At 71.1% G+C, this 23,185-nt stretch carries 22 protein-coding genes; 16 read left to right on the top strand and 6 right to left on the bottom strand.

Annotation, left to right across the window (positions count from 1 at the left end):
* Positions 1-60: 60 nt before the first annotated feature.
* From pcaH to ABZX75_RS04905, 5 genes are read left to right on the top strand one after another with little or no spacing between them, the layout of a single operon-like run.
* Positions 61-837 (top strand): protocatechuate 3,4-dioxygenase subunit beta, encoded by a 777-nt coding sequence (gene pcaH / locus ABZX75_RS04885; RefSeq protein ID WP_355407838.1) that lies wholly within the window; start codon positions 61-63, stop codon positions 835-837.
* Positions 837-1,424, top strand: a complete 588-nt coding sequence (gene pcaG / locus ABZX75_RS04890) for a protocatechuate 3,4-dioxygenase subunit alpha (protein ID WP_355407840.1) — start codon at positions 837-839, stop codon at positions 1,422-1,424. The genes pcaH and pcaG overlap by 1 nt, the downstream gene beginning before the upstream one ends.
* Complete coding sequence (pcaB, locus tag ABZX75_RS04895) at positions 1,411-2,811, top strand: 3-carboxy-cis,cis-muconate cycloisomerase (RefSeq protein ID WP_355407842.1); 1,401 nt, start codon at positions 1,411-1,413, stop codon at positions 2,809-2,811. The genes pcaG and pcaB overlap by 14 nt, the downstream gene beginning before the upstream one ends.
* On the top strand, positions 2,808-4,016 hold the full coding sequence (gene pcaD, locus ABZX75_RS04900) for a 3-oxoadipate enol-lactonase (protein ID WP_355407844.1): 1,209 nt from the start codon (positions 2,808-2,810) through the stop codon (positions 4,014-4,016). Before pcaB ends, pcaD begins: the two co-directional genes overlap by 4 nt.
* Positions 4,013-5,212: a 4-hydroxybenzoate 3-monooxygenase gene (locus tag ABZX75_RS04905; RefSeq protein WP_355407846.1), complete on the top strand. Its 1,200-nt coding sequence runs from the start codon at positions 4,013-4,015 to the stop codon at positions 5,210-5,212. The genes pcaD and ABZX75_RS04905 overlap by 4 nt, the downstream gene beginning before the upstream one ends.
* Before the next feature lie 6 nt (positions 5,213-5,218).
* Here the strand turns inward: ABZX75_RS04905 and ABZX75_RS04910 are convergent, their stop codons facing one another.
* On the bottom strand, positions 5,219-5,884 hold the full coding sequence (locus ABZX75_RS04910; protein WP_355407848.1) for a TetR/AcrR family transcriptional regulator: 666 nt from the start codon (positions 5,882-5,884) through the stop codon (positions 5,219-5,221).
* Positions 5,885-6,060: 176 nt separating this feature from the next.
* Here ABZX75_RS04910 and ABZX75_RS04915 point away from each other — a divergent pair, with 176 nt between their 5' ends.
* Both ABZX75_RS04915 and ABZX75_RS04920 read left to right on the top strand, forming a co-directional pair.
* Positions 6,061-7,350, top strand: coding sequence for an MFS transporter (locus ABZX75_RS04915; RefSeq protein ID WP_355407850.1), 1,290 nt, complete (start codon positions 6,061-6,063; stop codon positions 7,348-7,350).
* A 109-nt stretch (positions 7,351-7,459) separates the two neighbouring features.
* A complete protein-coding gene (locus tag ABZX75_RS04920) occupies positions 7,460-9,142 on the top strand; it encodes a glycoside hydrolase family 3 N-terminal domain-containing protein (protein ID WP_355407852.1) in 1,683 nt (560 codons plus the stop codon).
* A gap of 179 nt (positions 9,143-9,321) precedes the next feature.
* On the opposite strand, the gene ABZX75_RS04925 is transcribed toward ABZX75_RS04920, so the two are convergent.
* Positions 9,322-9,882: a quercetin 2,3-dioxygenase gene (locus ABZX75_RS04925; RefSeq protein ID WP_355407854.1), complete on the bottom strand. Its 561-nt coding sequence runs from the start codon at positions 9,880-9,882 to the stop codon at positions 9,322-9,324.
* Between the two features lie 156 nt (positions 9,883-10,038).
* Between ABZX75_RS04925 and ABZX75_RS04930 the strand changes: the two genes are divergently transcribed.
* Positions 10,039-10,518, top strand: a complete 480-nt coding sequence (locus ABZX75_RS04930) for a MarR family winged helix-turn-helix transcriptional regulator (protein ID WP_355407856.1) — start codon at positions 10,039-10,041, stop codon at positions 10,516-10,518.
* A gap of 397 nt (positions 10,519-10,915) precedes the next feature.
* The gene (locus tag ABZX75_RS04935; RefSeq protein WP_355407858.1) at positions 10,916-11,821 is read left to right on the top strand and encodes an alpha/beta hydrolase; all 906 of its coding nucleotides are present in this window, start codon (positions 10,916-10,918) and stop codon (positions 11,819-11,821) included.
* Positions 11,822-11,876: 55 nt separating this feature from the next.
* Here ABZX75_RS04935 and ABZX75_RS04940 read toward each other — a convergent pair whose 3' ends face one another.
* Positions 11,877-12,815, bottom strand: coding sequence for a LysR family transcriptional regulator (locus ABZX75_RS04940; RefSeq protein ID WP_355407860.1), 939 nt, complete (start codon positions 12,813-12,815; stop codon positions 11,877-11,879).
* A gap of 119 nt (positions 12,816-12,934) precedes the next feature.
* On the opposite strand from ABZX75_RS04940, the gene ABZX75_RS04945 reads away from it, so the two are divergent.
* The 6 genes from ABZX75_RS04945 to ABZX75_RS04970 all read left to right on the top strand — a co-directional run bounded on the left by ABZX75_RS04945 (position 12,935) and on the right by ABZX75_RS04970 (position 19,255).
* A complete protein-coding gene (locus ABZX75_RS04945) occupies positions 12,935-13,948 on the top strand; it encodes a fumarylacetoacetate hydrolase family protein (protein ID WP_355407862.1) in 1,014 nt (337 codons plus the stop codon).
* The gene (locus ABZX75_RS04950; protein WP_355407864.1) at positions 13,945-14,904 is read left to right on the top strand and encodes a cyclase family protein; all 960 of its coding nucleotides are present in this window, start codon (positions 13,945-13,947) and stop codon (positions 14,902-14,904) included. The genes ABZX75_RS04945 and ABZX75_RS04950 overlap by 4 nt, the downstream gene beginning before the upstream one ends.
* A 221-nt stretch (positions 14,905-15,125) precedes the next feature.
* A complete protein-coding gene (locus tag ABZX75_RS04955; protein WP_355407866.1) occupies positions 15,126-16,256 on the top strand; it encodes an FAD-dependent oxidoreductase in 1,131 nt (376 codons plus the stop codon).
* On the top strand, positions 16,253-17,248 hold the full coding sequence (locus ABZX75_RS04960; protein WP_355407868.1) for an amidohydrolase family protein: 996 nt from the start codon (positions 16,253-16,255) through the stop codon (positions 17,246-17,248). The genes ABZX75_RS04955 and ABZX75_RS04960 overlap by 4 nt, the downstream gene beginning before the upstream one ends.
* A 9-nt stretch (positions 17,249-17,257) precedes the next feature.
* Positions 17,258-18,196, top strand: coding sequence for a VOC family protein (locus ABZX75_RS04965; protein ID WP_355407870.1), 939 nt, complete (start codon positions 17,258-17,260; stop codon positions 18,194-18,196).
* Positions 18,197-18,289: 93 nt separating this feature from the next.
* A complete protein-coding gene (locus ABZX75_RS04970) occupies positions 18,290-19,255 on the top strand; it encodes a fumarylacetoacetate hydrolase family protein (RefSeq protein WP_355407872.1) in 966 nt (321 codons plus the stop codon).
* A gap of 65 nt (positions 19,256-19,320) precedes the next feature.
* Here ABZX75_RS04970 and ABZX75_RS04975 read toward each other — a convergent pair whose 3' ends face one another.
* Positions 19,321-20,907 carry an endonuclease/exonuclease/phosphatase family protein gene (locus ABZX75_RS04975; protein WP_355407874.1) on the bottom strand — a complete coding sequence of 529 codons (1,587 nt, stop codon included), beginning with the start codon at positions 20,905-20,907 and terminating at the stop codon, positions 19,321-19,323.
* 175 nt (positions 20,908-21,082) lie between these two features.
* Here ABZX75_RS04975 and ABZX75_RS04980 point away from each other — a divergent pair, with 175 nt between their 5' ends.
* Positions 21,083-21,655 carry a GNAT family N-acetyltransferase gene (locus ABZX75_RS04980; RefSeq protein WP_355407876.1) on the top strand — a complete coding sequence of 191 codons (573 nt, stop codon included), beginning with the start codon at positions 21,083-21,085 and terminating at the stop codon, positions 21,653-21,655.
* A gap of 14 nt (positions 21,656-21,669) precedes the next feature.
* Here the strand turns inward: ABZX75_RS04980 and ABZX75_RS04985 are convergent, their stop codons facing one another.
* Both ABZX75_RS04985 and ABZX75_RS04990 read right to left on the bottom strand, forming a co-directional pair.
* On the bottom strand, positions 21,670-21,822 hold the full coding sequence (locus ABZX75_RS04985) for a hypothetical protein (protein ID WP_355407878.1): 153 nt from the start codon (positions 21,820-21,822) through the stop codon (positions 21,670-21,672).
* 20 nt (positions 21,823-21,842) lie between these two features.
* A complete protein-coding gene (locus ABZX75_RS04990; RefSeq protein WP_355407880.1) occupies positions 21,843-22,997 on the bottom strand; it encodes an aromatic acid exporter family protein in 1,155 nt (384 codons plus the stop codon).
* Positions 22,998-23,185: the final 188 nt, after the last annotated feature.

The following is a 23,185-nucleotide window of genomic DNA, read 5'->3' on the forward strand; positions in this document are numbered from 1 at the left end:
CGCCCCATCGGCCCGTCGGCCCATCGCCCCGTGAAAGAAACCGACGAAAGACACCACGACATGACGACCACGCCTCTTCCCGAGGGCCTGGCCCAGCGGGACATCGACGCCGAGATCACCACGGCCCATGCCCTGGCGGCAGGGACCGGCGCCCCGAGCCACCACCCCCCGCGCGACTTCCCCCCGTACCGCAGCAGCGCGCTGCGTCACCCGAAACGGGCACCGATACCGCTGAGTGATCCGGAGGCGGTCGAAATGACCGGCCCCGTCTTCGGTGTCACCGACGTCGCCGCGCTGGACCGGGACCTCACCCGTCAGCATCCCGGGGAGCCGCTGGGTGAACGCATCACGGTCACCGGCCGCGTCCTGGACCGCCGGGGCCGCCCGGTCCGTGGCCAGCTGGTGGAGATCTGGCAGGCCAACGCCTCCGGCCGCTACGCCCATCAGCTCGACCAGCATCCGGCGCCGCTCGACCCCCACTTCACCGGCTTCGGACGCTGCCTGACCGACGACGACGGCCGCTACTCCTTCACCACGGTCAAGCCCGGCGCCTACCCCTGGCGCAACCACGTGAACGCCTGGCGTCCCGCGCACATCCACTTCTCCCTGTTCGGCGAGGCGTTCACCCAACGGCTGGTGACCCAGATGTACTTCCCCGGAGATCCACTCTTCGCCTACGACCCGATCCTCCAGGCCGTCACCGACCAGTCGGCACGCGATCGCCTCGTCGCCGCCTACGACCACGACCTCTCCACCCCCGAATGGTCGCTCGGCTACCGCTGGGACATCGTCCTCGACGGCCAGGCCGCCACCTGGTTCGAGGAAGGACGCGCCTGATGAGCCACCTCATGCCTCCCACGCCGTCGCAGACCGTCGGCCCGTTCTACGGTTACGCCCTGCCCTTCGCCCGGGGCGGCGACATCGCCCCGACCGGACACAGCGACACCGTCACCGTTCACGGATACGTGTACGACGGCGCCGGACAGCCCGTGCCCGACGCGATCATCGAGATCTGGCAGGCCGACCCGTCCGGCTCCACCGTCGGCGCACCCGGTTCCCTGCGCCACGACCCCGTGACCGGAAAGGTCGTCGGCCGCGACGGCACACGCTTCACCGGCTTCGGCCGCATCGCGACGGACACCGACGGGCACTGGGCTGCCCGCACCCTCGCACCCGGGCCACACGGGGGCGGTGCCGTGCCGTACCTCGCCGTGGTCGTCTTCGCCCGGGGCCTGCTGCACCACCTGCACACCCGGATCTACCTGCCCGAGCACGCCGACGGCCTGGCCGCCGACCCGGTGCTCGGCGTCCTGCCGGCCGAGCGCCGCGCGACCCTGCTCGCCCGCCGGGAGGACGAACGCGTCCACCGCTTCGATGTCCGCCTCCAGGGCGAGGAAGAGACGGTTTTCCTTGACTTCCCCTAGGAATTCCCCCGGCGCGCTCGACGGCGTCGACCTCGGGCTGCTCTCACCCGTACGGGCCGGATCCCCGGCCGAGACCGCCACCGGGGACCTCGCCTTCCTCCAGGCCATGCTGGACGCCGAGGCGGCCCTCACCCGGGCCCGGGCCCGCCTCGGCCTCGTACCCTCCTGCGCCGTGTCGGCGGTCACCGCCGCGGCCGACGCCACCGCCTATGACCTGCGGGACATCGCCCGGCAGGCGAGGACCGGCGGCAACCCGGTCATCCCCCTGGTCGCCGCACTCCGGACGGCCGTGGGCCGCGCGGCGGCCGGCCATGTGCACCAGGGAGCCACCAGCCAGGACATCCTGGACACCGCCGCCATGCTGGTCGCCCGGCGGACCCTGGACGCCGTACTCACCGACCTGGACCGGACCGCCGAAGCGCTCGCCGCCCTGGCCGACGCGCACCGGCACACCCTGATGCCCGGCCGCACGCTCACCCAGCACGCGGTGCCCACCACCTTCGGGCTCAAGGCAGCGGGCTGGCGCGCCCTCGCCCGGGACGCCCGCGACAGGGTGGCCGCCGTCCGCGATGCGCTGCCGGCCCAGCTCGGCGGCGCCGCCGGTACGCTCGCCGCCTTCGCCGAACAGTGCGGCGTAGACGGTGCCTTGCGCCTGCTCGCCGCTTACGCCGAGGAGACGGGCCTGGCCGAACCCGTACTGCCGTGGCACACCCTGCGCACACCGGTCGCCGATCTGGGGGCGGCGCTCGCCTTCACGGCGGGGGCGCTCGGCAAGTTCGCGGCCGACGTGCTCGTTCTGGCACGCACCGAGATCGGTGAGGTGCGCGAGGGGGCGGGGGGACCGTCCTCCGCCATGCCGCACAAGTCGAACCCGGTCGCGGCGACGCTGATCGCCGGGGCCGCCCGCCAGGTTCCCGCGCTCGCGGCCGTCCTCCTCGGATCGCTCGCAGCGGAGGACGAACGCCCCGCCGGCGCCTGGCATGCCGAGTGGCAGACCCTGCGCGAAGCCCTGCGCCTGACCGGAGGCGCCGCCCGGTGCGCCGCGGAACTCGCCGAGGGCCTGCGCCCGGACGCCGCGCGCATGCGCGCCAACCTCGGCCTGACCGGTGAACTCATCCTGTCCGAGCGCATCGCCACCGCCCTCACCCCCTACGTGGGCCAGGCCGGGGCGCGCTCGCTCGTCACCGGGACCGCCGCGCGATCCGCCGACGGGCACGCCCCGCTGACCGCCCTCCTGCGCGACCTGCCCGAACTCGCCGACGTCCCCGAGGCGCTCTGGCGCGACCTCGCCGACCCCGCTCGCTCCCTGGGCTGCGCCCCGGCCCTCGTCGACCGGGCACTGGCCGGCCGCCCCACCCCCCGCGACACCGCCGAGGAGACCTCGTGACCCTGCTCCACCACCGGCTCGACGGGCCGGACCAGGGGATCCCCCTGATCCTGGGCCCCTCGCTCGGCACCTCTCTCGCCGTGTGGGAGCCCCAACTCGCCGCCCTCGCCCGCCACCACCGGGTACTGCGCTACGACCTGCCCGGACACGGCTCGTCCCCGGCCGCCCTCCCCGCAGATCCCGCGTCCGACGGCACCACGGTCGACCAGCTCGCCTCGCTCGTGCTCGACCTCGCCGACCACCACGGCTGGGAGACCTTCCGCTACGCGGGCATCTCGCTGGGCGGCGCCATCGGCGCCCACCTCGCCGTCCACCATCCCGGACGCGTCACCTCGCTCGCGCTCGTCTGCTCCTCCGCCCGCTTCGGAGAGCCGGCCGCCTGGCACGAGCGCGCCGCATCGGTACGCGCCCACGGCACCCTGCCGCTCGTGGCCGGCGCAACGGAACGCTGGTTCTGCGCCCCGGCGACCGCCGAAACCCTCCCCGGCCAGGCCCTACTCGCCGACCTCGCCGCCGCCGACCCAGACTCCTATGCCGCCTGCTGCGACGCGCTCGCCTCCTACGACCTGCGCGATCGCCTGCACCGGGTCACCGCGCCCACCCTGGTGATCGCCGGCCGCGACGATCCCGCCACTGCGCCCTCCCACGCCCGTGAACTCGCCGACCACGTCCCCGGCGCCGGCCTCACCGAGATAGCCGGCGCCGCGCACCTCGCCGGTGTGGAACGGCCCGCCGCCGTGACGGCGGCCCTCCTGGCCCACTTCGACACCGACACCGACACCGACACCGACACGGGCACCGGCACCGACACCGACACCGCCCACACTGCCGCCGCCGGAACGGCGGTACGGCGCGCGGTACTCGGCGACGCCCACGTGGACCGGGCCACCGCCCGCACCACACCGCTGACCGCCGCCTTCCAGGACTTCATCACCCGCTACGCCTGGGGCGAGATCTGGACCCGCCCCGGTCTCGACCGGCGCACCCGCAGCTGCGTCACGCTCACCGCACTGGTCGCCGGCGGCCACCACGAGGAGCTTGCCCTGCACATCCGCGCCGCGCGCACCAACGGCCTGACCGTCGACGAGATCGGCGAGGTGCTGCTCCAGAGCGCCGTCTACTGCGGCGTACCGGCCGCGAACACCGCCTTCGCCATCGCCCAGCGCGTCCTGGGCGACGCCCTTCCCGAGGAGCGACCCGTATGACCCACCCCCGCCACCCCCGCCACACCCGCGTCGCCATCGTCGGCGCCGGCCCCGCGGGCCTGCTGCTCGCCCGTCTGCTGCACGCGAGCGGCATCGACTGCGTCGTCCTGGAGAGCCGCGACCGCGCCTACGTCGAGCAGCGCCAGCGGGCCGGAATCCTGGAGCAGAGCACGGTCGAGACGCTCCGCCGCGCCGGAGCGGCGGACCGACTGGAGCGCGAAGGCATACCGCACGACGGGATCGAACTCCGCTTCGACGGCCGTCGCCACCGCATCGACTTCCCGAGCCTGACCGGCGGCCGTCGCGTCTGGGTCTACGCCCAGACCGAGGTCGTCAAGGACCTCATAGCGCTCCAGCTGCAGGACGGCGCTCCGCTGTACTTCGACGCACCGGTCCAGGCGGTGGAGGGCGCGGACACCGACCGCTGCACCGTCCGCTACACCCACCAGGGTCAGGCCCGTACGCTCACCAGCGACTACGTCATCGGCTGCGACGGCTACCACGGGGTGGTGCGCCGCGCCGTTCCCGAGGGTGTGACACGGGTCCACGAACGGACGTATCCGTACTCCTGGCTCGGCGTCCTCGCCGACGCCCCGCCCGCTTACGAGGAGTTGATCTACGCGCACTCGCCGCGCGGGTTCGCGCTGGCGAGTATGCGCTCCCCGTCCGTCAGCCGCCTCTACCTCCAGGTACCGAACGGCGAGGATCCGGCCGCCTGGCCGGAGAGCCGGATCTGGGACGAGCTGGATCTGCGTCTGGGAGCGGATGCCGGGTGGCGGCTCAACCGCGGCCCCATCACCGCCACCTCGGTCCTGCCGATGCGCAGTTCGGTCACCGAGCCCATGCGGTACGGGCGCGTCCTGCTCGCCGGCGACGCCGCCCACATCGTCCCGCCGGCCGGCGCCAAGGGCCTCAACCTCGCCGCCTCCGACGTCACCGTCCTGGCGGACGCCCTCACCGCCCTGTACGGGACCGGCTCCACCGACCTCCTCGACGCCTACTCGGACACCTGCCTGCGCAGGGTGTGGCGGGCGGAGCACTTCTCGTACGTCATGACCACCACCCTGCACACCGGCGACGACCAGTCCTCCTTCGACACCCGCCTCCAGCTCTCCCAGCTCGACCGCATCGCCACTTCCCGGCACGCGGCGGCCGAACTCGCGGATAACTACACGGGCGCGGCACTGACCCGGTGAACGCGGTCAGGCGTCCGGCGTGTCCGGAAGGCCGGTCCCCGCCACGGTGGTCGCCCGCAGCGTCCGGTCGGCATAGGAGCGGAACGCGGCCGGCATGTCGAGGCCGTGCGGGTCGAGGGCCCACTGGAGCTGGAGGCCGTCCATGACCGCGACCACTTCCCGGGCCAGGGCCCGGGGATCGGTACCCGGCTTGAGTTCGCCGCTGTCCACGGCGCGCCGCAGGGTGTCGGCGGTGAGTTCCAGCACTTCGGCGTGGCGCCGGGTGAAGTAGGAGTGAGCCGGGTGGCCCGCGTTGGACGCCTCGGCCAGGAGAACGTTGAACATCTTGACCCGGCCGAGCCGGTTCGCGTTGTGCGCGGTCAGCTCGGCCAGCGTCGCGAAGCACTCGGCCGCGGAGGCGAGCCCGGTCGCGAAGAACTTCTCGACGTCCTGCTCGTCACTGCGTTCGAGCACGGCGACCAGCAGGCTCTCCTTGTTGCGGAAGTGGTGCAGCAGGCCGCCCTGCGTGATGCCGACGTCCTTGGCGATGCGGGCGAGCGACGAGGCGTGGAACCCCCACTGCGCGAAGTGCTCGACGGCGGCGTCCAGGATGCGCAGCCGGCGGTCGTCGCCCACGGCGTAGGTGCCGCGCGCCCCGGTCCTGCGCCCCTCGGGCTCCTGTTCTGTGGTCATGGCGTCACCTTAGCCGCCGCCTCGGGAGCGTTTTTCGGCCATCGATACGGTCTATCCACGCCCGCCTCCCTGTGACCCAGGTCACTCGACGAAAACCTATTACGTGCTCGGTTTTCGCGGTTACCGTGTGGGCGCCACGCGGCAAGGATGTCGCCTCGTCCCCTTTTGGAGCCCCCATGGCCGTCATGAACGGCGCCACGCCCGGGCCTGCGCAGGTGCCGCAGACCCCGTCCGTACCCAGGCCGGACAAGGCGCCGGGAAGGCTGATTTTCGGCCTCGCGTTCGCACAGTTCGGGATCATGCTGGCCCTGCTGACGCCGGTGACGGTCACGCTGGCCCTGCGCGTCGCCCAGATCGTCCCCGAGGCGGACCGCGGAACCGCCTTGGGCCAGGTCCTCTCCCTCGGCGCGGTGCTCGCCCTGATCGGCAACCCCGTCTTCGGAGCCCTGTCCGACCGCACCACCAGCCGCTTCGGCCGCCGCCGCCCCTGGCTCGTCGGCGGCGGCACGGCCGGCCTCCTCGGTCTCACGGTCGTCGGCCTCGGCGAGAGCGTGCCGGTCCTGATGCTCGGCTGGGGGCTCGCCCAGCTCGGCGGCAACGCCGCGCTCGCCGCCCTCACCTCCTGCGTGCCCGACCTCGTTCCGGAGCGGCAGCGAGCCCTCGTCTCCGGCGCCGTCGGCATGACGACGTCGATCGCCATCGTCGTCGGCGCCGTCCTGGCCAGCGCCCTGCGTGCACATCTGGCCCTGGCCTTCGTCATCCCCGCCGTCGTCGGGCTGGCGGGCGCCGCCTGCCTCGCCGTCCTGATGAAGGACCGCCCCGCCAGGCCCGGCGCCTTCGCGCCCTACAGCTTCGCCGAGTTCCTGCGCAGCTTCTGGGTGAGCCCGCGCAAGCACCCCGACTTCGCCTGGAACTTCGCCGGCCGGTTCCTGGTCTTCATCGGCATCGCCTGCGTCACCAGCTACCAGGTGTACTTCCTGATGGACCGGCTCGGCTACAGCCAGGCCGAGGTCCCCGGAAAGATGGCCGTCGCCACGACCGCCATGGTGGCCGCCGTCGTCGCGGGCTCGTTGCTCGGCGGGATCCTGTCCGACCGGTCCGGCCGGCGCAAGCCGTACGTGCTCGGCTCGTCCCTCGTGATCGCCGCCGGCCTCGCCCTGATCGCGACGGCCCACTCCTTCCCGGTGTTCCTCGCCGCCCTGGTGGTCTTCGGCTTCGGCGAGGGCCTGTACCTCTCCGTGGACGTGGCGCTCGCCGCCGCCGTCCTGCCGAATCCGGAGGAGTCCGCCAAGGACATGGGCGTCCTGAACATCGGCAATGCCCTGCCTCAGTCCCTCGTCCCGATCGCGGCGCCCGCCCTGCTGGTGATCGGTGGCGGCGGCAATTACGGAGCGCTGTTCCTCGTCGGCGGCATCGCCTGCGTCCTCGGCGCCCTCGCCGTCCAGTTCATCCGCACGGTCAAGTAGTACGGAGCCTTCCCGTGACCACCGCCCAAGCGCCGCCCAGAGCACCACCCCCGTCTACCGTGATCCCCAACGGTCCGTCGAAGAGCGGGTCGAGGACCTGCTCGCCCGGATGACCCTGGCGGAGAAGGCGGGCCAGCTCTTCCACACCATGCTGACGATGAACCCGGACGGCTCGCTCGTCACGGACGCCGCCGACACCATGCTGCCGTTCACCACACCGGAGCTGGTCGAAGGCAGGCACCTCACCCACTTCAACCTCCTCGGCCAGTACGGCGTCCGCGAGACGGCCCTGTGGGCCAACCGCATCCAGGAGTTCGCGGCGAGCACCCGCCTCGGCATCCCCGTCACCCTGTCCACCGACCCCCGCCACACCTTCACCGACAACCCGGGCGCCTCCTTCCACGCGGGCGCCTTCTCCGCCTGGCCCGAACCGCTGGGCCTCGCCGCCATCGGTGACGCGGAGCTCGTAGAGGAGTTCGGCAGGACGGTCCGCCGTGAATACCTCGCCGTCGGCTTCCGCGTCGCCCTGCACCCGCAGATCGACCTGGCCACCGAACCGCGCTGGTCGCGCCAGTCCGGAACCTTCGGCTCCAGCGCCGAGACCACCAGCGAGCTCGTACGGGCGTACATCCGCGGCATGCAGGGGGAGCGGCCCGGCCCGGACTCCGTCTCCTGCGTGGTCAAGCACTTCCCCGGCGGCGGCCCCCAGAAGGACGGAGAGGACCCGCACTTCCCGCACGGCAAGGAGCAGGTCTACCCGGGCGGCATGCGGGAGTACCACCTCGCACCCTTCAAGGCCGCCATCGACGCCGGATGCGCGCAGATCATGCCGTACTACGGCCAGCCCGTCGGCACCGACTGGGAAGAGGTCGGCTTCGGCTTCAACAAGGGTGTCGTCACCGGGCTGCTGCGCGAACGGCTCGGCTTCCAGGGCATCGTATGCACCGACTGGGGGCTGCTCACCGACGCGCCGGTCTTCGGCGAGATGCACGTGGCCCGTGCCTGGGGCGTGGAGCACCTGAGCGTCGCCGAGCGGGCGGCGAAGTCCCTGGACGCGGGCTGCGACCAGTTCGGCGGCGAACAGTGCCCCGAAATCATCGTGGAGCTGGTCCGCTCCGGGCGCATCACCGAAGCCCGCATCGACGCCTCGGTACGGCGCCTGCTGCGGGAGAAGTTCATGCTCGGCCTCTTCGACGACCCGTACGTCGACGCCGACCGCGCCGAGGAGATCGTCGGCGCGAGCCCGTACAAGGCGGCCGGCGAGGCGGCGCAACGCCGCTCTCTGACCGTGCTGACCAACCGCTCGCTCCTCCCGCTGACCGGCCGCCCCCGGCTGTATGTCCACGGCGTCGCCGAGGAGAGCGCCGCCCGCTACGGCCAGGTGGTTACCGACCCGGCCGACGCGGACCTCGCGGTGCTGCGCCTGCGCACCCCGCACGAACCGCGCGCCACCCGGTTCGAGTCCTTCTTCCACTCCGGCTCGCTCGCCTTCCCCGACGGCGAACTGGAGGGCATCCTCCGGCTGCTGGACACCGTGCCGACCCTCGTCTGCATCAACTTGGAGCGGGCGGCCGTCCTCCCCGAGATCGCCGAGCGGGCCGCCGCGCTGATCGCCGACTACGGCGCGAGCGACGCCGCGCTCCTCGACGTCGCCTTCGGGCGGGCCAAGCCGGAGGGCCGCCTGCCGTTCGAACTGCCGCGCTCCATGGCGGCGGTGGAGGCGTCCCGCCCCGACGTACCGAACGACACCGAGGACCCGGTCTTCCCGTACGGCCACGGACTGACCATCTGACCGGGATCGCCGCCCCTGTACGGCGGGAGACCTGACTCTCCCGCCCGCGCCCGGGACCTGCCCATGGGGGGACAGGTTCCGGGCGTGCACGGTCACGTACGGCGGCGGGCGCCCCGGGCGCCCCGGCTGCCAGGTCCTCGTCCGCGCGGCGCCGTGGCCGCCCGTTCACAGGTCACCGGTCAGTTCCCGGTGTGCCACCGGTGGTGGGGGAGGTAGCGGACATCGAAGTTCTCCTCGGCAGTGCGGAACTTGTCGGGGGTGGGGAGGAGCGGCTGGTGGGGCAGGCCGACTTCCTCGGTGGGGGCGCCGAGGTTCTCGAAGAACCGCTCGAAGGTGGTGCCGGGACCGGCGGCCACGCCGACGACACGGCTGTGGTGGCGCTCGATGCGGTAGGCGTGCGGGCAGTTCTTCGGTACGAAGCCGAAGTCGCCGTTGGTGAGCAGCTTCTCGTACTGGCGGCCCTGGAGGTCCTCGGCGAAGAGGCGTACCGCGCCGTCGGTGACGTAGAAGACCTCGTAGGTGTCCGCGTGGGTGTGGGTGGGGATGAGCTCGCCCTTGGGGCCTTCGACGGTGAAGAAGTTGAAGCTGTTCTCCGTCTGCTCGCCACCGGCGTAGACGGTGACCAGGTCGGTGATCAGATGGGCGCGGTCGCCCATGCCCTTCTCTATGAAGTAGGGCACCCCCGGCTCGGCGGGGATGTGTGAGCGCGAGCGGTAGCGGGTGGTGAACTCCATCGTCACGGGAAACCTCCGGGAGCGGGGAACCAAAGATGTCGTCAGGCTACCTGACAATTAAGGGGGGTGGCAGGGTGGTGGTAGAGGCGGCCTCGTGTGCCCGGTGATGAAGGGGCGCCACGCGGTGTGGCTATGCTCAAGGCCCCTGCTTTCCGAGGAGCCATGAGCAAGCCCGCCCAGAACCTGCCCCAGCTGCTCGCCCAGGCCAAGCGCTGGTTCGAGGACGCGTTGCTCGCCGGCATGCAGGCCGCTGGCGAACGCCCGGTGACCGCCGCCCAGGCCGCCGTCTTCGCCACGCTCGACGACGGGGGGACCTCCATCGCCGAGCTCGCCCGGCGGGTCGGCGTCACCCGGCAGACCGCCCATCAGGCGGTGCACAGCCTGATGGGAATGGGGCTGTTGGAGCAGGTGCCCGACCCGGCTTCGGCTCGTAGCAGCCTGGTCCGTGTCACCGCCGAAGGTGACCGTGTCCACCGGCGGGCCCTCGCCACGATCGCCGTCATCGAAGGCGTCCTCGCCGAGCGCATCGGCGTCGCCGCCACCGCCGCGCTACGGGACGCGCTGACCACGTCCTGGGGTGAACCGCCCCTGGTGGACGCCCCTAGGGCCAAGCCCGGCGGTCGTACGCAGGCGCTGGGGTAGGCAGCGGTACGGACGCCCGCCTTGCAAGGGCGCCCCGGCGGACTGCGTGCCGGCGTGGCCCAGCGGTGCATCGGCATGCCCGCCGGGGTGGCCGCGCGAGCCAGGGGGGCGGGGGCGTTTCCCGATCGCGGCCCGCGGCTGGGCGGTAGGCCCCGTTCTCCGTGTCGTGCACCGTCGGTCTCCGGGGTTGTCCGTCGTCCGGCGGTGCCGCCGCCGCGGGCATCAGGCGCCTGGCTCAACGCTTCCTCGTCACCGAGTGAAGGCGTCCTTGTATGTAAGGCAGCCTGACGATATTGTTCCGGCTCTGTCTCTTGCCGGGCGCCCCGGTTCCGGCCCGCCGCCCGCTGCCCGCCGCCCGCCGCGCCCGTCCCGGTCCTGTCCCGTCCTGGAGAGCCCCATGCCCCTGCCGCCCGACCTCGTCGCTCTGCTCACCCCGCCCGCCCCCGACCAACTGCCCCTGCCCCCCGCCGCGCAGCCCGCCCCGGACGTCCGGCTGCTGCGCGGCGCCGTCTACTCCACCCCCGCCGGCATCCGCCCGCTGGAACTCGACCTGTGGCTGCCCGCCGAGCCGCGGGGCGCATGCCCGGTCATCGTCTACCTTCACGGCGGTGGCTGGCGTACCGGGACGCGGGGGGACATGGGACCCCGTATGCGGGACTGGCGGCCGGGACCGTTCGCGCGACTGGCCCAGGCCGGGTTCGCCGTCGCCAGTCTCGACTACCGCCTCAGCGGCGAGGCGGTCTACCCCGCCCAGCTCGACGACGTCACGGCCGCCCTCGCCTGGTTGCACGCGCGCGCCGCTGAACTGGGCTTGGACACCGCTCGGATCGTGACCTGGGGCGAATCGGCCGGGGCACATCTCGCCGCACTGCTCGCGCTCACCGCCCCCGTCAGCGGCTGCGTCGCCTGGTACGGGCCCACCGACCTCAGCACCCTGCCCACCCAAGCCCCGCCCGGCTCCTACGACCCCGCCGACCCGGGCACCCGCGAAGCGCTCCTCATCGGAGCGGCGATCGCCGACGCACCCGACCGGGCCCGTGCGGCCAGCCCGGTCACCCATGTCACGGCCGACGCGCCGCCGTTCCTCATCCTCCACGGCACCGACGACGCCGCGATCCCCTTCGCCCAGGGCGAACAGCTGGCGGCTGCCCTGCGCGACGCCGGCGTGGAGGTGGACTTCCGGCCGGTCCCCGGCGCCGACCACGCCTGGCTCGGGCTCGCGGAGGAAGACGTCGAGCGCTGCTTCGAAACGTCCCTGGAATTCGCCCGCGCCCACACGGCCACGAGGGCCCTGCCGCGGTAGGCGCCCCGTACGGCCGAGGCCCCGACCGGGCGGAACCGATGCCCCGGGCGGTGACTCACCGACTGCCCGCCGCCCCCGCCCCCGCGCCCGGACCGCCGATCCGTTCTCCGACGCGGGCGACGGTTTCCCGGAGCCAGATGTGCGCGGCGTCCTGGGTGTGCAGGGGGTGCCACCACATGGCCTCCCGGACCGGCACCGCCGCGAAAGGGCACTCCAGTACCCGTACGGCGGCCAAGCCCGCGGCCCGCCGGGCCAGGCGTTCCTGGATGATCGCGACCCGGCGGGTACCTTCCACCAGGTAGGGCAGCAACTGGAAGGTCTGGACGGACACCTCGACCCGGGGGCTGATGCCGATCATGCTGAGCTGCCGTGCCGCCGGGGCGTCGTACGGGCGCTGGTAGACCGCCCAGGGCAGGCGTGCCAGGTCATCGAGGGTGAGCGTGTCGCCTACGTCCGGGTGGTCGTCGGCCACCAGGCACACCCACCGGTCCTGGAACAGGTCCACAGCGGGAAAGCCGTCGATGATGCCGTGGGGCATCAGCAGCCCGTCCACGGTGCTGAGCACGGCGGCGGTGTTCTCCACGACGGCCGGGCCGCTCTGCTGAAAGGTGATGCGGACGCCAGGGGCCTCCTCGTGCAGGACGCGGCTGAGCACGGCTCCGAAGACGGCCGCCCCGTAATCCGAGCTCAGGAGCGTGAACTCTCGCGTCTCGGTGGCCGGGTCGAAGTCGGCCTGGCTGCTGAAGACCCGCTCCAGCAGGTCACAGGCGGTGCCGCTGCGATCCCGCAGGACGGCGCCGAGCGGAGTGAGCGTGTAGGAGTTGCCGACCCGGGTGAGCAACTCGTCGCCGAAATGCCGCCGTAGCCGGGACAGGGCCGCGCTCATAGCGGGCTGGCTCAAGCCCACCCGCTCCCCGGCCCGCGTGACATTGCGTTCCTCCAGCAGGGCGCGCAGCGCTACGAGGAGATTCAGGTCGAGTCGGGAGAGGTTCACTGAAGGCCGCCCGCATTCAAAGGTATCCAAGGGCTGGATGAAACACATAGCCAAGATTGATTTCCCTGATTACTTCGGGAGGCAGCAGAGTAATCCCAATCCAGTGGGAGGCACATCGCATGGCACCAGCACCAGCACCAGCACCATCGCCGAACCCGTCCGTCCTATCCGTCCCTTTCGCACTCGGCACCTTCTCCAACCCCGGCTCGCCCGCATTTCCGGGGCTGGTGGTGCAGGACCGCGTGCTGGACCTGAGCCGGGCGCTCGAAGGCGCCCCGCAGAACGTCCGCGCGCTGCTGGAGAGCCCGCCGGAGACCATCGCGGCCCTGGCAGGCCTGGCCGGCGACCCGAGCCGCGACTGGCAGCCCCTCGACGGGCTCCGCGTTCACGCGCCGGTCGAGCCGCGGCAGGTCTTCCAGTCCGGCGCCAACTACCGCCGACACGTCATCGACCTGGAGATGGCGCACCGCCCGCCCGAGGATCCTCGTACGGAGGAGGAAGCACGCACCGAGATCGCGGAGATCATGGACCGGCGCGCCGCCGAGGACCTCCCGTACGTCTTCACCGGGCTGCCGAGCGCCATCACCGGCCCCTACGACGACCTCTTGCTCCCCGTCTGGTGCGCGAAGCCCGACTGGGAACTCGAACTGGCCGTGGTGATCGGCAGGCCGGCCCACCGGGTGCCGCTCCAGGAAGCCCTGTCGTACGTCGCCGGGTACACCATCGCCAACGACGTGACCGACCGGGCCACCGTCTTCCGCAGGGACATGCCCGCCATCGGCACCGACTGGCTGCGCTCCAAGAACGCCCCCGGCTTCACCCCGCTCGGCCCGTACCTCGTCCCGGCCGCCTTCCTCGCGGACCCGTCCGATCTGCGCGTCACGCTGAAGCTGAACGGGGAGACGATGCAGGACGAATCCACCAAGGACATGCTGTTCGGCGTCGCCCGGCTGATTTCGTACGTTTCCCAGAGCGCACACCTGCTGCCCGGCGACCTGCTGCTCACCGGCAGCCCCGCGGGCAACGGCATCCACTGGGGACGGTTGTTGCGCGACGGCGACGTCATGGAAGGGTCGATCACCGGGCTCGGTACCCAGCGCACGCGCTGCGTCGCGGAGGAGGAGACCGCGTGATCGACCGGACGAATCCCGAAGCCGCGATAGCGGAAGCGGCCGAGACGTATTCCAACTGGGGGCGCTGGGGTGCGGACGACGTCCTGGGCACGCTCAACTTCCTCGACGAGGGCAAGCGCTGCGAAGGCGCGGCCCTGGTACGCCGAGGGGTCAGCTTCTCGCTCTCGCAGCGCTTCGACATGGACGGCCCGCAAAAGGGCTGGCGGCGGCGTACCAATCCGGTGCACACGATGCTGGACACCGGCAGCGACGCGGCCCTCGGCAACCAGGGCTTCCCCCACGGGCTCGGCGGCGCCGACGACGTGATCACGATGCCGTTGCAGTGCTCGACGCAGTGGGACGGGCTGGGGCACATCTTCGACCACGGCAAGGCGTGGAACGGCCGCGACGCCGCGAAGACCGTGACCTCCGCCGGAGACCTGGTCACAGGCATCGAACACATGGCGTCGCACATCGCCGGACGCGGTGTCCTCCTCGACGTCGGGCGAGTCGTCGGGACCGACGGTGAGCTGCCCGACGGGTTCGCCATCACCGGGGAGCACCTCACCGCAACCGCCGAGGCGCATGGCGTCCGGGTGAGCCGCGGTGACATCGTCGTCGTACGCACCGGGCGCCTGGCCCGAGCTCGCCGCGAGGGCTGGGGAGAGTACGCGGGCGGCGCCTCGCCCGGCCTGTCCTTCACCAGCGCCGGCTGGCTGCACGGGAGCGAGATCGCCGCGATCGCCACCGACACCTGGGGCTGCGAGGTCAGGCCCAACGAGTTCGAGGACGCCTTCCAGCCGCTGCACCAGGTCGCGATCCCCCACATGGGCCTGCTCATCGGGGAGATGTGGGACCCGGACGCGCTCGCCGCGGACTGCGCCCGCGACGGGATGTACGAGTTCTGGCTCACCGCCGCAGCGCTGCCCATCACCGGAGCCGTCGGCTCCCCGGTCAACCCGATCGCCGTGAAGTAGCGGGAGCGGGCCGCAGGCACGGAGCCCCGGCCGGCCACCCGGCTTCGGCCCCTGTCCACAGCGTCGGCCCCGTCCCCGGCCTTGGTCCCCGACCCCGGCCTCGCCCCAGGTCCCCGGCCTTGGTCCCGAGCCCAGGCGTGGCCCCCGACCCCACCGTGACCGACCCGCCCTCCGGTCGCCGCCCGAAGACGCGCGGCCCCTCACCGAGGAGGAACCCCACCATGCCCACCACCCGCACCGTCCTCATCGTCGGCGGAGGCATCGCCGGCAACGCACTCGCCGTCCTGCTCCGCGCCGAGGGCATCGCCGTCGACCTGGTCGAGGCCAAGGAGGACTGGAACTCCACGACCGGTTCCGGCATCACCCTCCAGGGCAACGCTTTGCGGGTGCTGCGCGCGATCGGCGTCTGGGAACAGGTCCGCGACCGCGGCTACAGTTCCGACGGCGTCACCATCGTCGCCCCCGACGGCACGGAGATCTTCACGCAGCGGGACATACGCACCGGCGGCGACGACCTCCCGGCCACCGTCGGAATGCAGCGCCCCGCCTTGCAGACCGTCCTCATCGAGGCCGTACGGGCGTCAGGCACCCGCGTCCGGCTCGGCTGCACCCTCCAAGGCCTGACGCAGGACGCCACCGGCTGCGACGTGTCGTTCACCGATGGCACGAGCGGCCGCTACGACCTCGTCGTCGCCGCCGACGGCCTGCACTCCCGTACCCGGGAACTCATCGGTATCAGGGACCGACCGGCCCCCACCGGTATGGCGATCTGGCGCACGGCGGCGCCCCGCCCGCCCGCCGTCTCCCGTACCCACCTCGCCTACGGCGGACCCGCCTACATCGCCGGGTTCTGTCCCACCGGCGAAACCGACCTCTACGCCTACCTCGTCGAGGGCAACCGAGACCGTGGGTCCCTCGACCCGGTCTCCTACGCGGACGAGATGCGCCACCTGGCCGCGGGTTACGGCGGTCACTGGCACGAGATCCGCACCTCGATCACCGACCCGGCGCAGGTCAACTACACCTCCTTCCACCGGCATCTGGTCGAAGGCCCCTGGCACCGCGGCCGGGTCGTCCTCGTCGGCGACGCCGCCCACGCCTGCCCGCCCACCCTCGCCCAGGGCGCCGCCATGTCCCTCGAAGACGCCCTGGTCCTCGCCGAGCTGCTCACCTCGCACGAGGCGTGGGGGGAGGAACTCCTCACCGCCTACCGTGACCGCCGGATCACGCGCGTACGCATGGTCGTCGACGCATCGGTCCAGATGGGGCAGTGGCAGCTCGACGGCGTACGCGACGCGGACGTAGCCGGCCTGATGGGCCGCACCATGACCGTACTCAAGGAACTCCCGTGACCACTCCCACCGTCGACGTCCACGCCCACATCCTCCTGCCGCAGGTGGAGGAGGCCGTGGCAGAGCATGCCGGACTTGCCGAAGCCCGCACCCTCGACGCCCGCCGCAACGGCCCCGAAGCCCTCGCCGTCAACGGCCCCATGGTCCGCGGCCGCATCCCGCTCCTGACGGACGCCGAGCGCCGGCTGGCCGCCATGGACGCGGCCGGGGTCGACGTCCAGCTGGTGAGCCCGTCACCCTCCCACTACCACTACTGGGCCGACGAACAGCTCGCCCGTACCGTCTACGAACGGGCGAACACTGCCGCCGCCGAGCACTGTGCCCAGGCCCCGGACCGGCTGTACGGACTGGGTCTGGCCCCCCTCCAGCACCCCCCACTCGCCGTCGAGGCTCTTGACCACGCCCTGGCGGAAGGCCTGCTGGGCATCGAGATCTCCTCCCACGCACCCGGCCGCGACCTCTCCCACCCGGCGTACGAACCGCTGTGGGCCCGCGCCGCCGAAACGGGCGCGGTGCTCTTCCTGCACCCCTTCGGCTGCACCCTCGACGAACGCCTGAACCGCTGGTACCTCTCCAACACGGTCGGCCAGCCGGTCGAGAACGCCGTCGCCCTTTCCCACCTCATCTTCTCGGGCGTCCTCGACCGGCACCCGGAACTGAAGCTGATCGCCGCCCACGGCGGCGGCTACCTCCCCACCCACATCGGGCGCGCCGACCACGCCTGGCGCGCCCGCCCCGACACCCGCGGCTGCGCCCACCCGCCCAGCAGCTACCTCAAGCGGATCTGGTTCGACTCACTGGTCCACGACCCCGCCGTCCTGCGCAGCCTCATCGCGGCCGCCGGAGCGGACCGCGTACTACTCGGCTCCGACTTCCCCTTCGACATGGGCACCGACGACCCACTGGCCGCACTGCGCACCGCCGGTCTGCCCGATGCCGACTTCCACGCCGTTCGCGGCGCCAACGCGGCAGCCCTGCTGCGCCTCACCTGAGGAGGACCCATGACCGACCGTCTGCTCACCCATCTCCGCCACGTCGACCTCGCCGTGCCCGACTACGACAAGCAGCTCGATTTCTACGCCGGTGTCTGGGGTCTGACCACGGTCGCCGAGGACTCCGGCATCTCCTTCCTCGCGGCCGAAGGCTCCCCGGAGCAGTACGTCGTACGCCTGCGCCGGGCCGACGAGAAGCGCCTCGACCTCGTCTCGTACGGCGCCGCGAGCCGGGCCGACGTCGACACGCTCGCCGAACGGCTCCTCGCCGGCGGCGTGACGCTGATCTCCCGGCCGGGCACGGTGGACACGCCCGGCGGAGGATACGGCTTCCGCTTCTTCGACGTGGACGGCCGCACCATCGAGGTATCCGCCGAGGTCGAAGCCCGCCGGCACCGGCGGGTCGAGGAGAAGGAAGCCATCCCCGTCCGCCTCTCCCACGTCGTGCTGAACTCGCCCTACCTGGACCGGACCCGTGCCTGGTACGAGCAGCACCTCGGCTTCGCCCTGTCCGACACCCTCAGCTCGCCGCACGTGGGCGATGTCATGCACTTCATGCGGATCAGTGGCCGACACCACTCCATGGCCCTCGCCAAGGGCCCGCACACCTCGCTGCACCACGTCTCCTTCGAGATGCGGGGCCTGGACGAGTACATGCGCGGCTCCGGCCGGGTGATGCGGGCGGGATTCCGCAAGATCTGGGGTCCGGGACGGCACATGGCGGGCGACAACACCTTCACGTACTTCCTGGACCCGCACGGCAACACCGTCGAATACACGACCGAGTTGGAGGAGCTCGACGAGGACACCTGGCACCCGCACGTCTATGACTTCTCCCGGCCCGAGGTCACTGACCAGTGGGGCACCGCCAACCCCATGAACGAGCTGATCGCGAAGGAGTCCTTCAACGACGTGGACCGTGGCGTCTTCGTCGCCCCGCCGATGTGACCGACCCGATTCCCGGGGCGCGGCATCCGCCCGCCCACGCCCTGGCTGCTGCCTGCCGCGCTCCCGGTCCCGCCTGCCCTGGAGGCCCCTGCCATGCGCTTCGCCAGCTACGCACACCTCGGCCGCCGCCGGCTCGGCGTCGTCGAGGACGACGGCCACCTCTACCCCGTACCGGGCCACGACTGCCTGCTCGGCCTGATCCAGGCCGGTCCCGATGCCCTGCTCGACGCGGGCGCCGCCACCCTCCGGGAACCTCCCGGGCCACGGGTATCCGATGTGACGCTGCTGCCGCCGTTCCAGCCGCCCACGATCAGGGACTTCGTCACCTTCGAGGAACACGTGGAGGGCGTACGCCGCTCCGTCGACGGTGCGGCGGGCGTACCCGACCAGTGGTACGAGGCTCCGACCTTCTACTTCACCAACCCGTACGCGGTGATCGGCCCGCACGACCACGTGCCGATGCCGCCCGGCTCCACAGTCCTCGACTACGAACTCGAAGTCGCCGCCGTCATCGGACGAGAAGGCCGGGACCTTACGCCGGAACAGGCCCGCGAACACATAATCGGCTACACCGTCTTCAACGACTGGTCGGCCCGTGACCTGCAGTCCGCTGAGATGAAGGTGGGTCTCGGCCCCTGCAAGGGCAAGGACAGCGCCGCCACCCTCGGTCCGTACCTGGTCACCGCCGACGAACTGGACCGCTACCGCGACGCCGACGGCTTCCTGCGCCTGGCCCTGACCGCTTCCGTCAACGGCGAAGTGGTCGGCAGGGACTTGCTGTCCAACATGAGCTGGACGTTCGATGAGATGGTCGCCTACGCCTCCCGGGGCGCCTACGTGATGCCGGGTGACGTCCTGGGCTCGGGAACGTGCGGCAACGGCGGCTGCCTCGCGGAATTGTGGGGCGTGCGAGGCGATCGCTCCCCCCGGCCGCTGAGGCCCGGCGACACCGTCACGCTCACCGTCGAAGGCATCGGCACCGTGGCCAACACCGTCGTACCCGGGGCGGAGCCCGTACCGCTGCCGGCCGCCCGCAAACGCCCGAGGACGCGGCCGTGAAGCGGCTCTGTGGAAGGGCCCGCAGTCGCAGCTGCGGGCCCTTTCAAGTCACCTAGAGGAGCAGGTCACTTGGCCGGCAGGGATACCTTGCCGTACAGAGTCCAGTGATCCGACTTGCCCGAGGTGGCAGAGACCGTGCAGTCCGTGATCGGCGCATTCTTTGGAGAGAAGATGTAGTCGAGTTTCCTGGTGGGCTCGCCGGTTTCCTTGTTCTCGTTGGCCGTCGGGCGGCCGGTACGAAGAGCATTTGGATTACCGGACTGTCCGCATTCCTGGTAGCGCTCGTAGACCGCGTTCAATGCATCGCTCGGGCCTCCGTGGCTCGCGTCAGCACTGGGGTAGGGAGGGACAAGGTTGAAGTCGCCACCGAAAACTGTTCTGTAGCCTTTCGCCTCGTACTCCTCGGTAATTTTGAGCATCTGCGCCGCTTGTTCGGTGTGCTTTGTCCCCTTCGGGTCATCGAAGACATAGCCCGAGCTGAAGTGAGCAGAGCAAGCGGCCACGGCTCGTGCAGGCATGACGGCACAAAGGGCCGTGCGCTTTTCGTAGTCCGGAGAGGGCAAATCGTGGCGCTTGTACCAGGTGTTGTTGTCCGGGACGGCGATGGCTGCACCGTAGGCGCCGCGGTCGGCAACAGGGTTGTCAGAGCCGTCGGTAATGGAACACTGCTTCTGGACCAACGGTCCGCCCAGCTGCTGATGGATGGGCGCGAACCGAACATCCCAGCCCATCCCGGTCCCGCCCTCTGCGACCGGCTTTTCCAGCATCGACTCGACACGCTTGGCGTGCTTCTCGCAGAACTCCTGAAAGAAGATCACATCCGCCAGTTTCCTGTTGTCCGGATGAGGATTCCTCAGCCGGGCCTGGATTTCGGCGGTCAGTTCTTCATGGCCGGCAAGTCCGCCACTCCAGTCCGTGCATTCCTTGTTGTTCGCGCAGAGATTCCAGGTCATCACGTTGAGCTCACTGGCAGGTGCCGCCCCGGCCGTCGGGGGTTGCTCCTGTCCGTCAGCCGCACCCTCGTCATTCATGACGGGCTCCAGAACGAACTTCTCCCAGGATCCGATCTGCGCTGCGCGGGAACGCAACAGGCCCTGTCCCGACTCGCTCACATCGGCAGACACGTACTTCAGCACTTTGTCTTCCGCCGGCGCCGTCGAGTCCGGGTGTGCCTTCCTCGCCCCCAGCGCTACGACGCGTGAACCGGCGGGGGACCCTGCCGGTGGGCTATCGGGCAAGTACTCGGGGTAGAACTGCTGCCACTGGCCGAGTCTGACACCCCTGGCGCGAAGCATTCCCGTGCGAGGGTCGGTGTCGGCGAACTCGGAGGACGCAAAGAATCCGGTGGCCTCGAAGCGCATCCCGATCGTTTTCGCGGCATGATTGGTGTGCAGCGTAAAGTGCTCCCACCCGTTCGGTGCGTCGCCTCGTGCTCGCATGCTCCATTCGTATTCCGCTACAGTCTCTTTCATTCCGACTGATACGTACTTGCCATTCGCTATGGACTTGAGTGCCCATTTCTGGCCTGCTGATTTTCTGATGGCAACAGCGTCATCGGATATTTCCGTAGCGCTTGCCGGAATCGCTGTCAGTACATGAAATCCAGCTATCAAAGCGCAGAACACTGTGAGCAGGCTGATGAAACGACGCATGCATTCCCCCTCCTTGCATAACACGCAAACATTGCGCACGGGCAGAGGTTATCGCACCTGCCGATTTCTCCATGGCGTCGGGGTGGAGGCGCGTGACCGCTGCTGGAGGCGTCCGGTGACATCACGGCGCGGAGGCTGGGCGGCGTCGCCACGTACGCCGTGACATCGTGGTGTCATGACCATCGAAGTCCGCCCGGCTTCGGTCTTCGAGGATGTCCGTACCCTGCTCGGACCGAAGACGCCTGGGGCCAACGTCTGCTGGTGTCTGAGCTACCGGATCCCGTCCAAGCTCAACAACGAGCTTCGCGGGCCGGCCCGGGGGGAGTACGCCGCGGAGCTGTGCCGTAGGGAAATCCCTCCGGGGGTGCTCGCCTACGACAGCGGCGAACCGGTCGGCTGGGCCGCCGTCGCACCGCGCTCGGACACCTCCTTCGCGCGCAACCGTAAGATCCCGCACGTCGACGACCTGCCGGTCTGGTCGCTGTGGTGCATCCGCGTACGCCCCGGTCACCGGAAGAGGGGGATCTCGCACGCCCTGATCACGGGCGCGGTCGAGTTCGCCCGCGCGCACGGCGCACCTGCGATCGAGGCGTACCCCCTCGACAACGGTGACGCCAAGGTCGACCTGACGATGGCGTACGCCGGGATCCGGAAGAACTTCGAGCGCGCCGGATTCGTCCACGCCGCCGACACCACATCGGTGCTGGCCGGACATCCCCGGGTCCTGATGCGGCTCGACCTGCGCTGACGGATCAGCCCCGTTCAGCCCCGTGCCCCAGCGGTGACCGCGCAGGCGTGCGCGCAGCAGATGGGGCCAGTGGCCGTCTTGTTGGGGGCACCGAGGGCGGCGAGGACCTCGCCGCGGCGGCTGCACACGGTGAGGGCGGCCTCGACCCGCGGGGGAACGCAGGTCATGCCGTCCTCTTTCCGACCGCTCAGGACGTCGGACTGAGGACCTGTCGGCCCGAGCGGAGCTCGGCCAGGAGCCGTGCGGCGTCCGTGAGGAGAGTGCCCTGCAGCGTGTGTACTGCCGATGAGGCTTCGGGGGTGGCCCGCGCCTGCTGCTGGACGCGGTCGAGCTCCTCGGCCGCCTCGTCGATCATGCCGGCAAGGCGGTCGGCGTCTGTCTGGGAGGTCTGGCCTATCTCCTGCATCGCGGCGGCCACCGTCCGCAACACGGAGCCGAATCCCGGCCGGAAGAAGCGGGGCAGCTGGTCGATCTCTTGACTGTCGAGGGCGTAGTCCAAGGTCCGGGTCATGGAGCGCAGGTGATCCAGGCTGCGTTCGGCCGCCGTGACCGCGTCGCGGGCACGAGGAAGGGCCTCGCTCGCGCCCGCGACGCTTCGCCGAGGGTTCAGGCGGCCGTTCTCGATCTCCGTTTCGATGCCGCGCTGGATGCGCTCGCAGGCGGCGGACAGCCGGCGCCAGTCCCGGCGCCACTGCCGTACCCGCTCCGCGTCAGGGTCGCTCGCCTCGAAGAGGTCGGCCAAGCCGTTGATGCGCCGGCTCATGCCGTCGTAGAGGTCGGTGACGGCCTGCTGCCGGTGGCGGGTGTGCCGGGCGGGAGCGAGGACGAGATGGGCGGCGAGTCCGCAAAGGGCGCCGATGACCACGGAGGCGGCCAGGTGGCCGATGTAGTCGATCCGGCCTTCTCCGGAGGAGAAGGCGAAGAAGCCGACGATGGCGACCTGGATGCCCTGCTGCCCGAACCGCCGGATCCTTCCCACGCAGAGCGCGATCAGGGTGAGGAGCCCGAAAGTCCAGCCGTGGATACCGGCGGTGGCTGCCAGCGTGGCGGCGAGCGTGGCTCCCACGGCCATCGCCACCAGGTACTGGACGCTCTCCCGCACCGAGCGGTACACGGTCGTCTGCAAAGCCACCAAGGTGGTGAACGGAGCGAACGTCGAGACCGCCGGGGGCAGCAAGTACCGCGCCAGCGTCCACGCGGCCATGGCCGCGACCACGGACTTGGCGCCGAGGAGCAGTTCGTCCCGCTCGCTCCCCGCCGCCCGCACGGCACGCCGTACGTAGTCGGCCCTTGCCGTGACCGCCGCTCTCATTCTTCCCGCCGCCTGGCTCCGTGTAGGCACGATGGATCACCTCCCCAGGGCCGTATGCCCCCGTAGCGGACGGCAAACGTCCGCTAGTGCTGTGGCCGGAAAGGTTCACCGGCCCGCGACGCCCGGCACGGCACCTCGCTGCGTTGTCGGACCGCGCGAGTACGGCCGAGTACGAGCTGCGGCCCTCCGCCTTGCGATGCACCGCACCGGACGCCGCG

The sequence above is a fragment of the Streptomyces sp. NPDC003038 genome, assembly GCF_040611115.1.
GTDB lineage: Bacteria > Actinomycetota > Actinomycetes > Streptomycetales > Streptomycetaceae > Streptomyces.

Coding starts and splice junctions, on each gene's coding strand:
- ABZX75_RS04970 (WP_355407872.1), top strand. CDS start 18,290: ATGCGCTTCGCCAGCTACGCACACCTCGGCCGCCGCCGGCTCGGCGTC.
- ABZX75_RS04935 (WP_355407858.1), top strand. CDS start 10,916: ATGCCCCTGCCGCCCGACCTCGTCGCTCTGCTCACCCCGCCCGCCCCC.
- ABZX75_RS04915 (WP_355407850.1), top strand. CDS start 6,061: ATGGCCGTCATGAACGGCGCCACGCCCGGGCCTGCGCAGGTGCCGCAG.
- ABZX75_RS04955 (WP_355407866.1), top strand. CDS start 15,126: ATGCCCACCACCCGCACCGTCCTCATCGTCGGCGGAGGCATCGCCGGC.
- ABZX75_RS04910 (WP_355407848.1), bottom strand. CDS start 5,884: ATGACCACAGAACAGGAGCCCGAGGGGCGCAGGACCGGGGCGCGCGGC.
- ABZX75_RS04980 (WP_355407876.1), top strand. CDS start 21,083: ATGACCATCGAAGTCCGCCCGGCTTCGGTCTTCGAGGATGTCCGTACC.
- ABZX75_RS04945 (WP_355407862.1), top strand. CDS start 12,935: ATGGCACCAGCACCAGCACCAGCACCATCGCCGAACCCGTCCGTCCTA.
- ABZX75_RS04920 (WP_355407852.1), top strand. CDS start 7,460: ATGACCCTGGCGGAGAAGGCGGGCCAGCTCTTCCACACCATGCTGACG.
- ABZX75_RS04985 (WP_355407878.1), bottom strand. CDS start 21,822: ATGACCTGCGTTCCCCCGCGGGTCGAGGCCGCCCTCACCGTGTGCAGC.
- pcaG (WP_355407840.1), top strand. CDS start 837: ATGAGCCACCTCATGCCTCCCACGCCGTCGCAGACCGTCGGCCCGTTC.
- ABZX75_RS04965 (WP_355407870.1), top strand. CDS start 17,258: ATGACCGACCGTCTGCTCACCCATCTCCGCCACGTCGACCTCGCCGTG.
- pcaH (WP_355407838.1), top strand. CDS start 61: ATGACGACCACGCCTCTTCCCGAGGGCCTGGCCCAGCGGGACATCGAC.
- ABZX75_RS04975 (WP_355407874.1), bottom strand. CDS start 20,907: ATGCGTCGTTTCATCAGCCTGCTCACAGTGTTCTGCGCTTTGATAGCT.
- ABZX75_RS04930 (WP_355407856.1), top strand. CDS start 10,039: ATGAGCAAGCCCGCCCAGAACCTGCCCCAGCTGCTCGCCCAGGCCAAG.
- ABZX75_RS04905 (WP_355407846.1), top strand. CDS start 4,013: ATGACCCACCCCCGCCACCCCCGCCACACCCGCGTCGCCATCGTCGGC.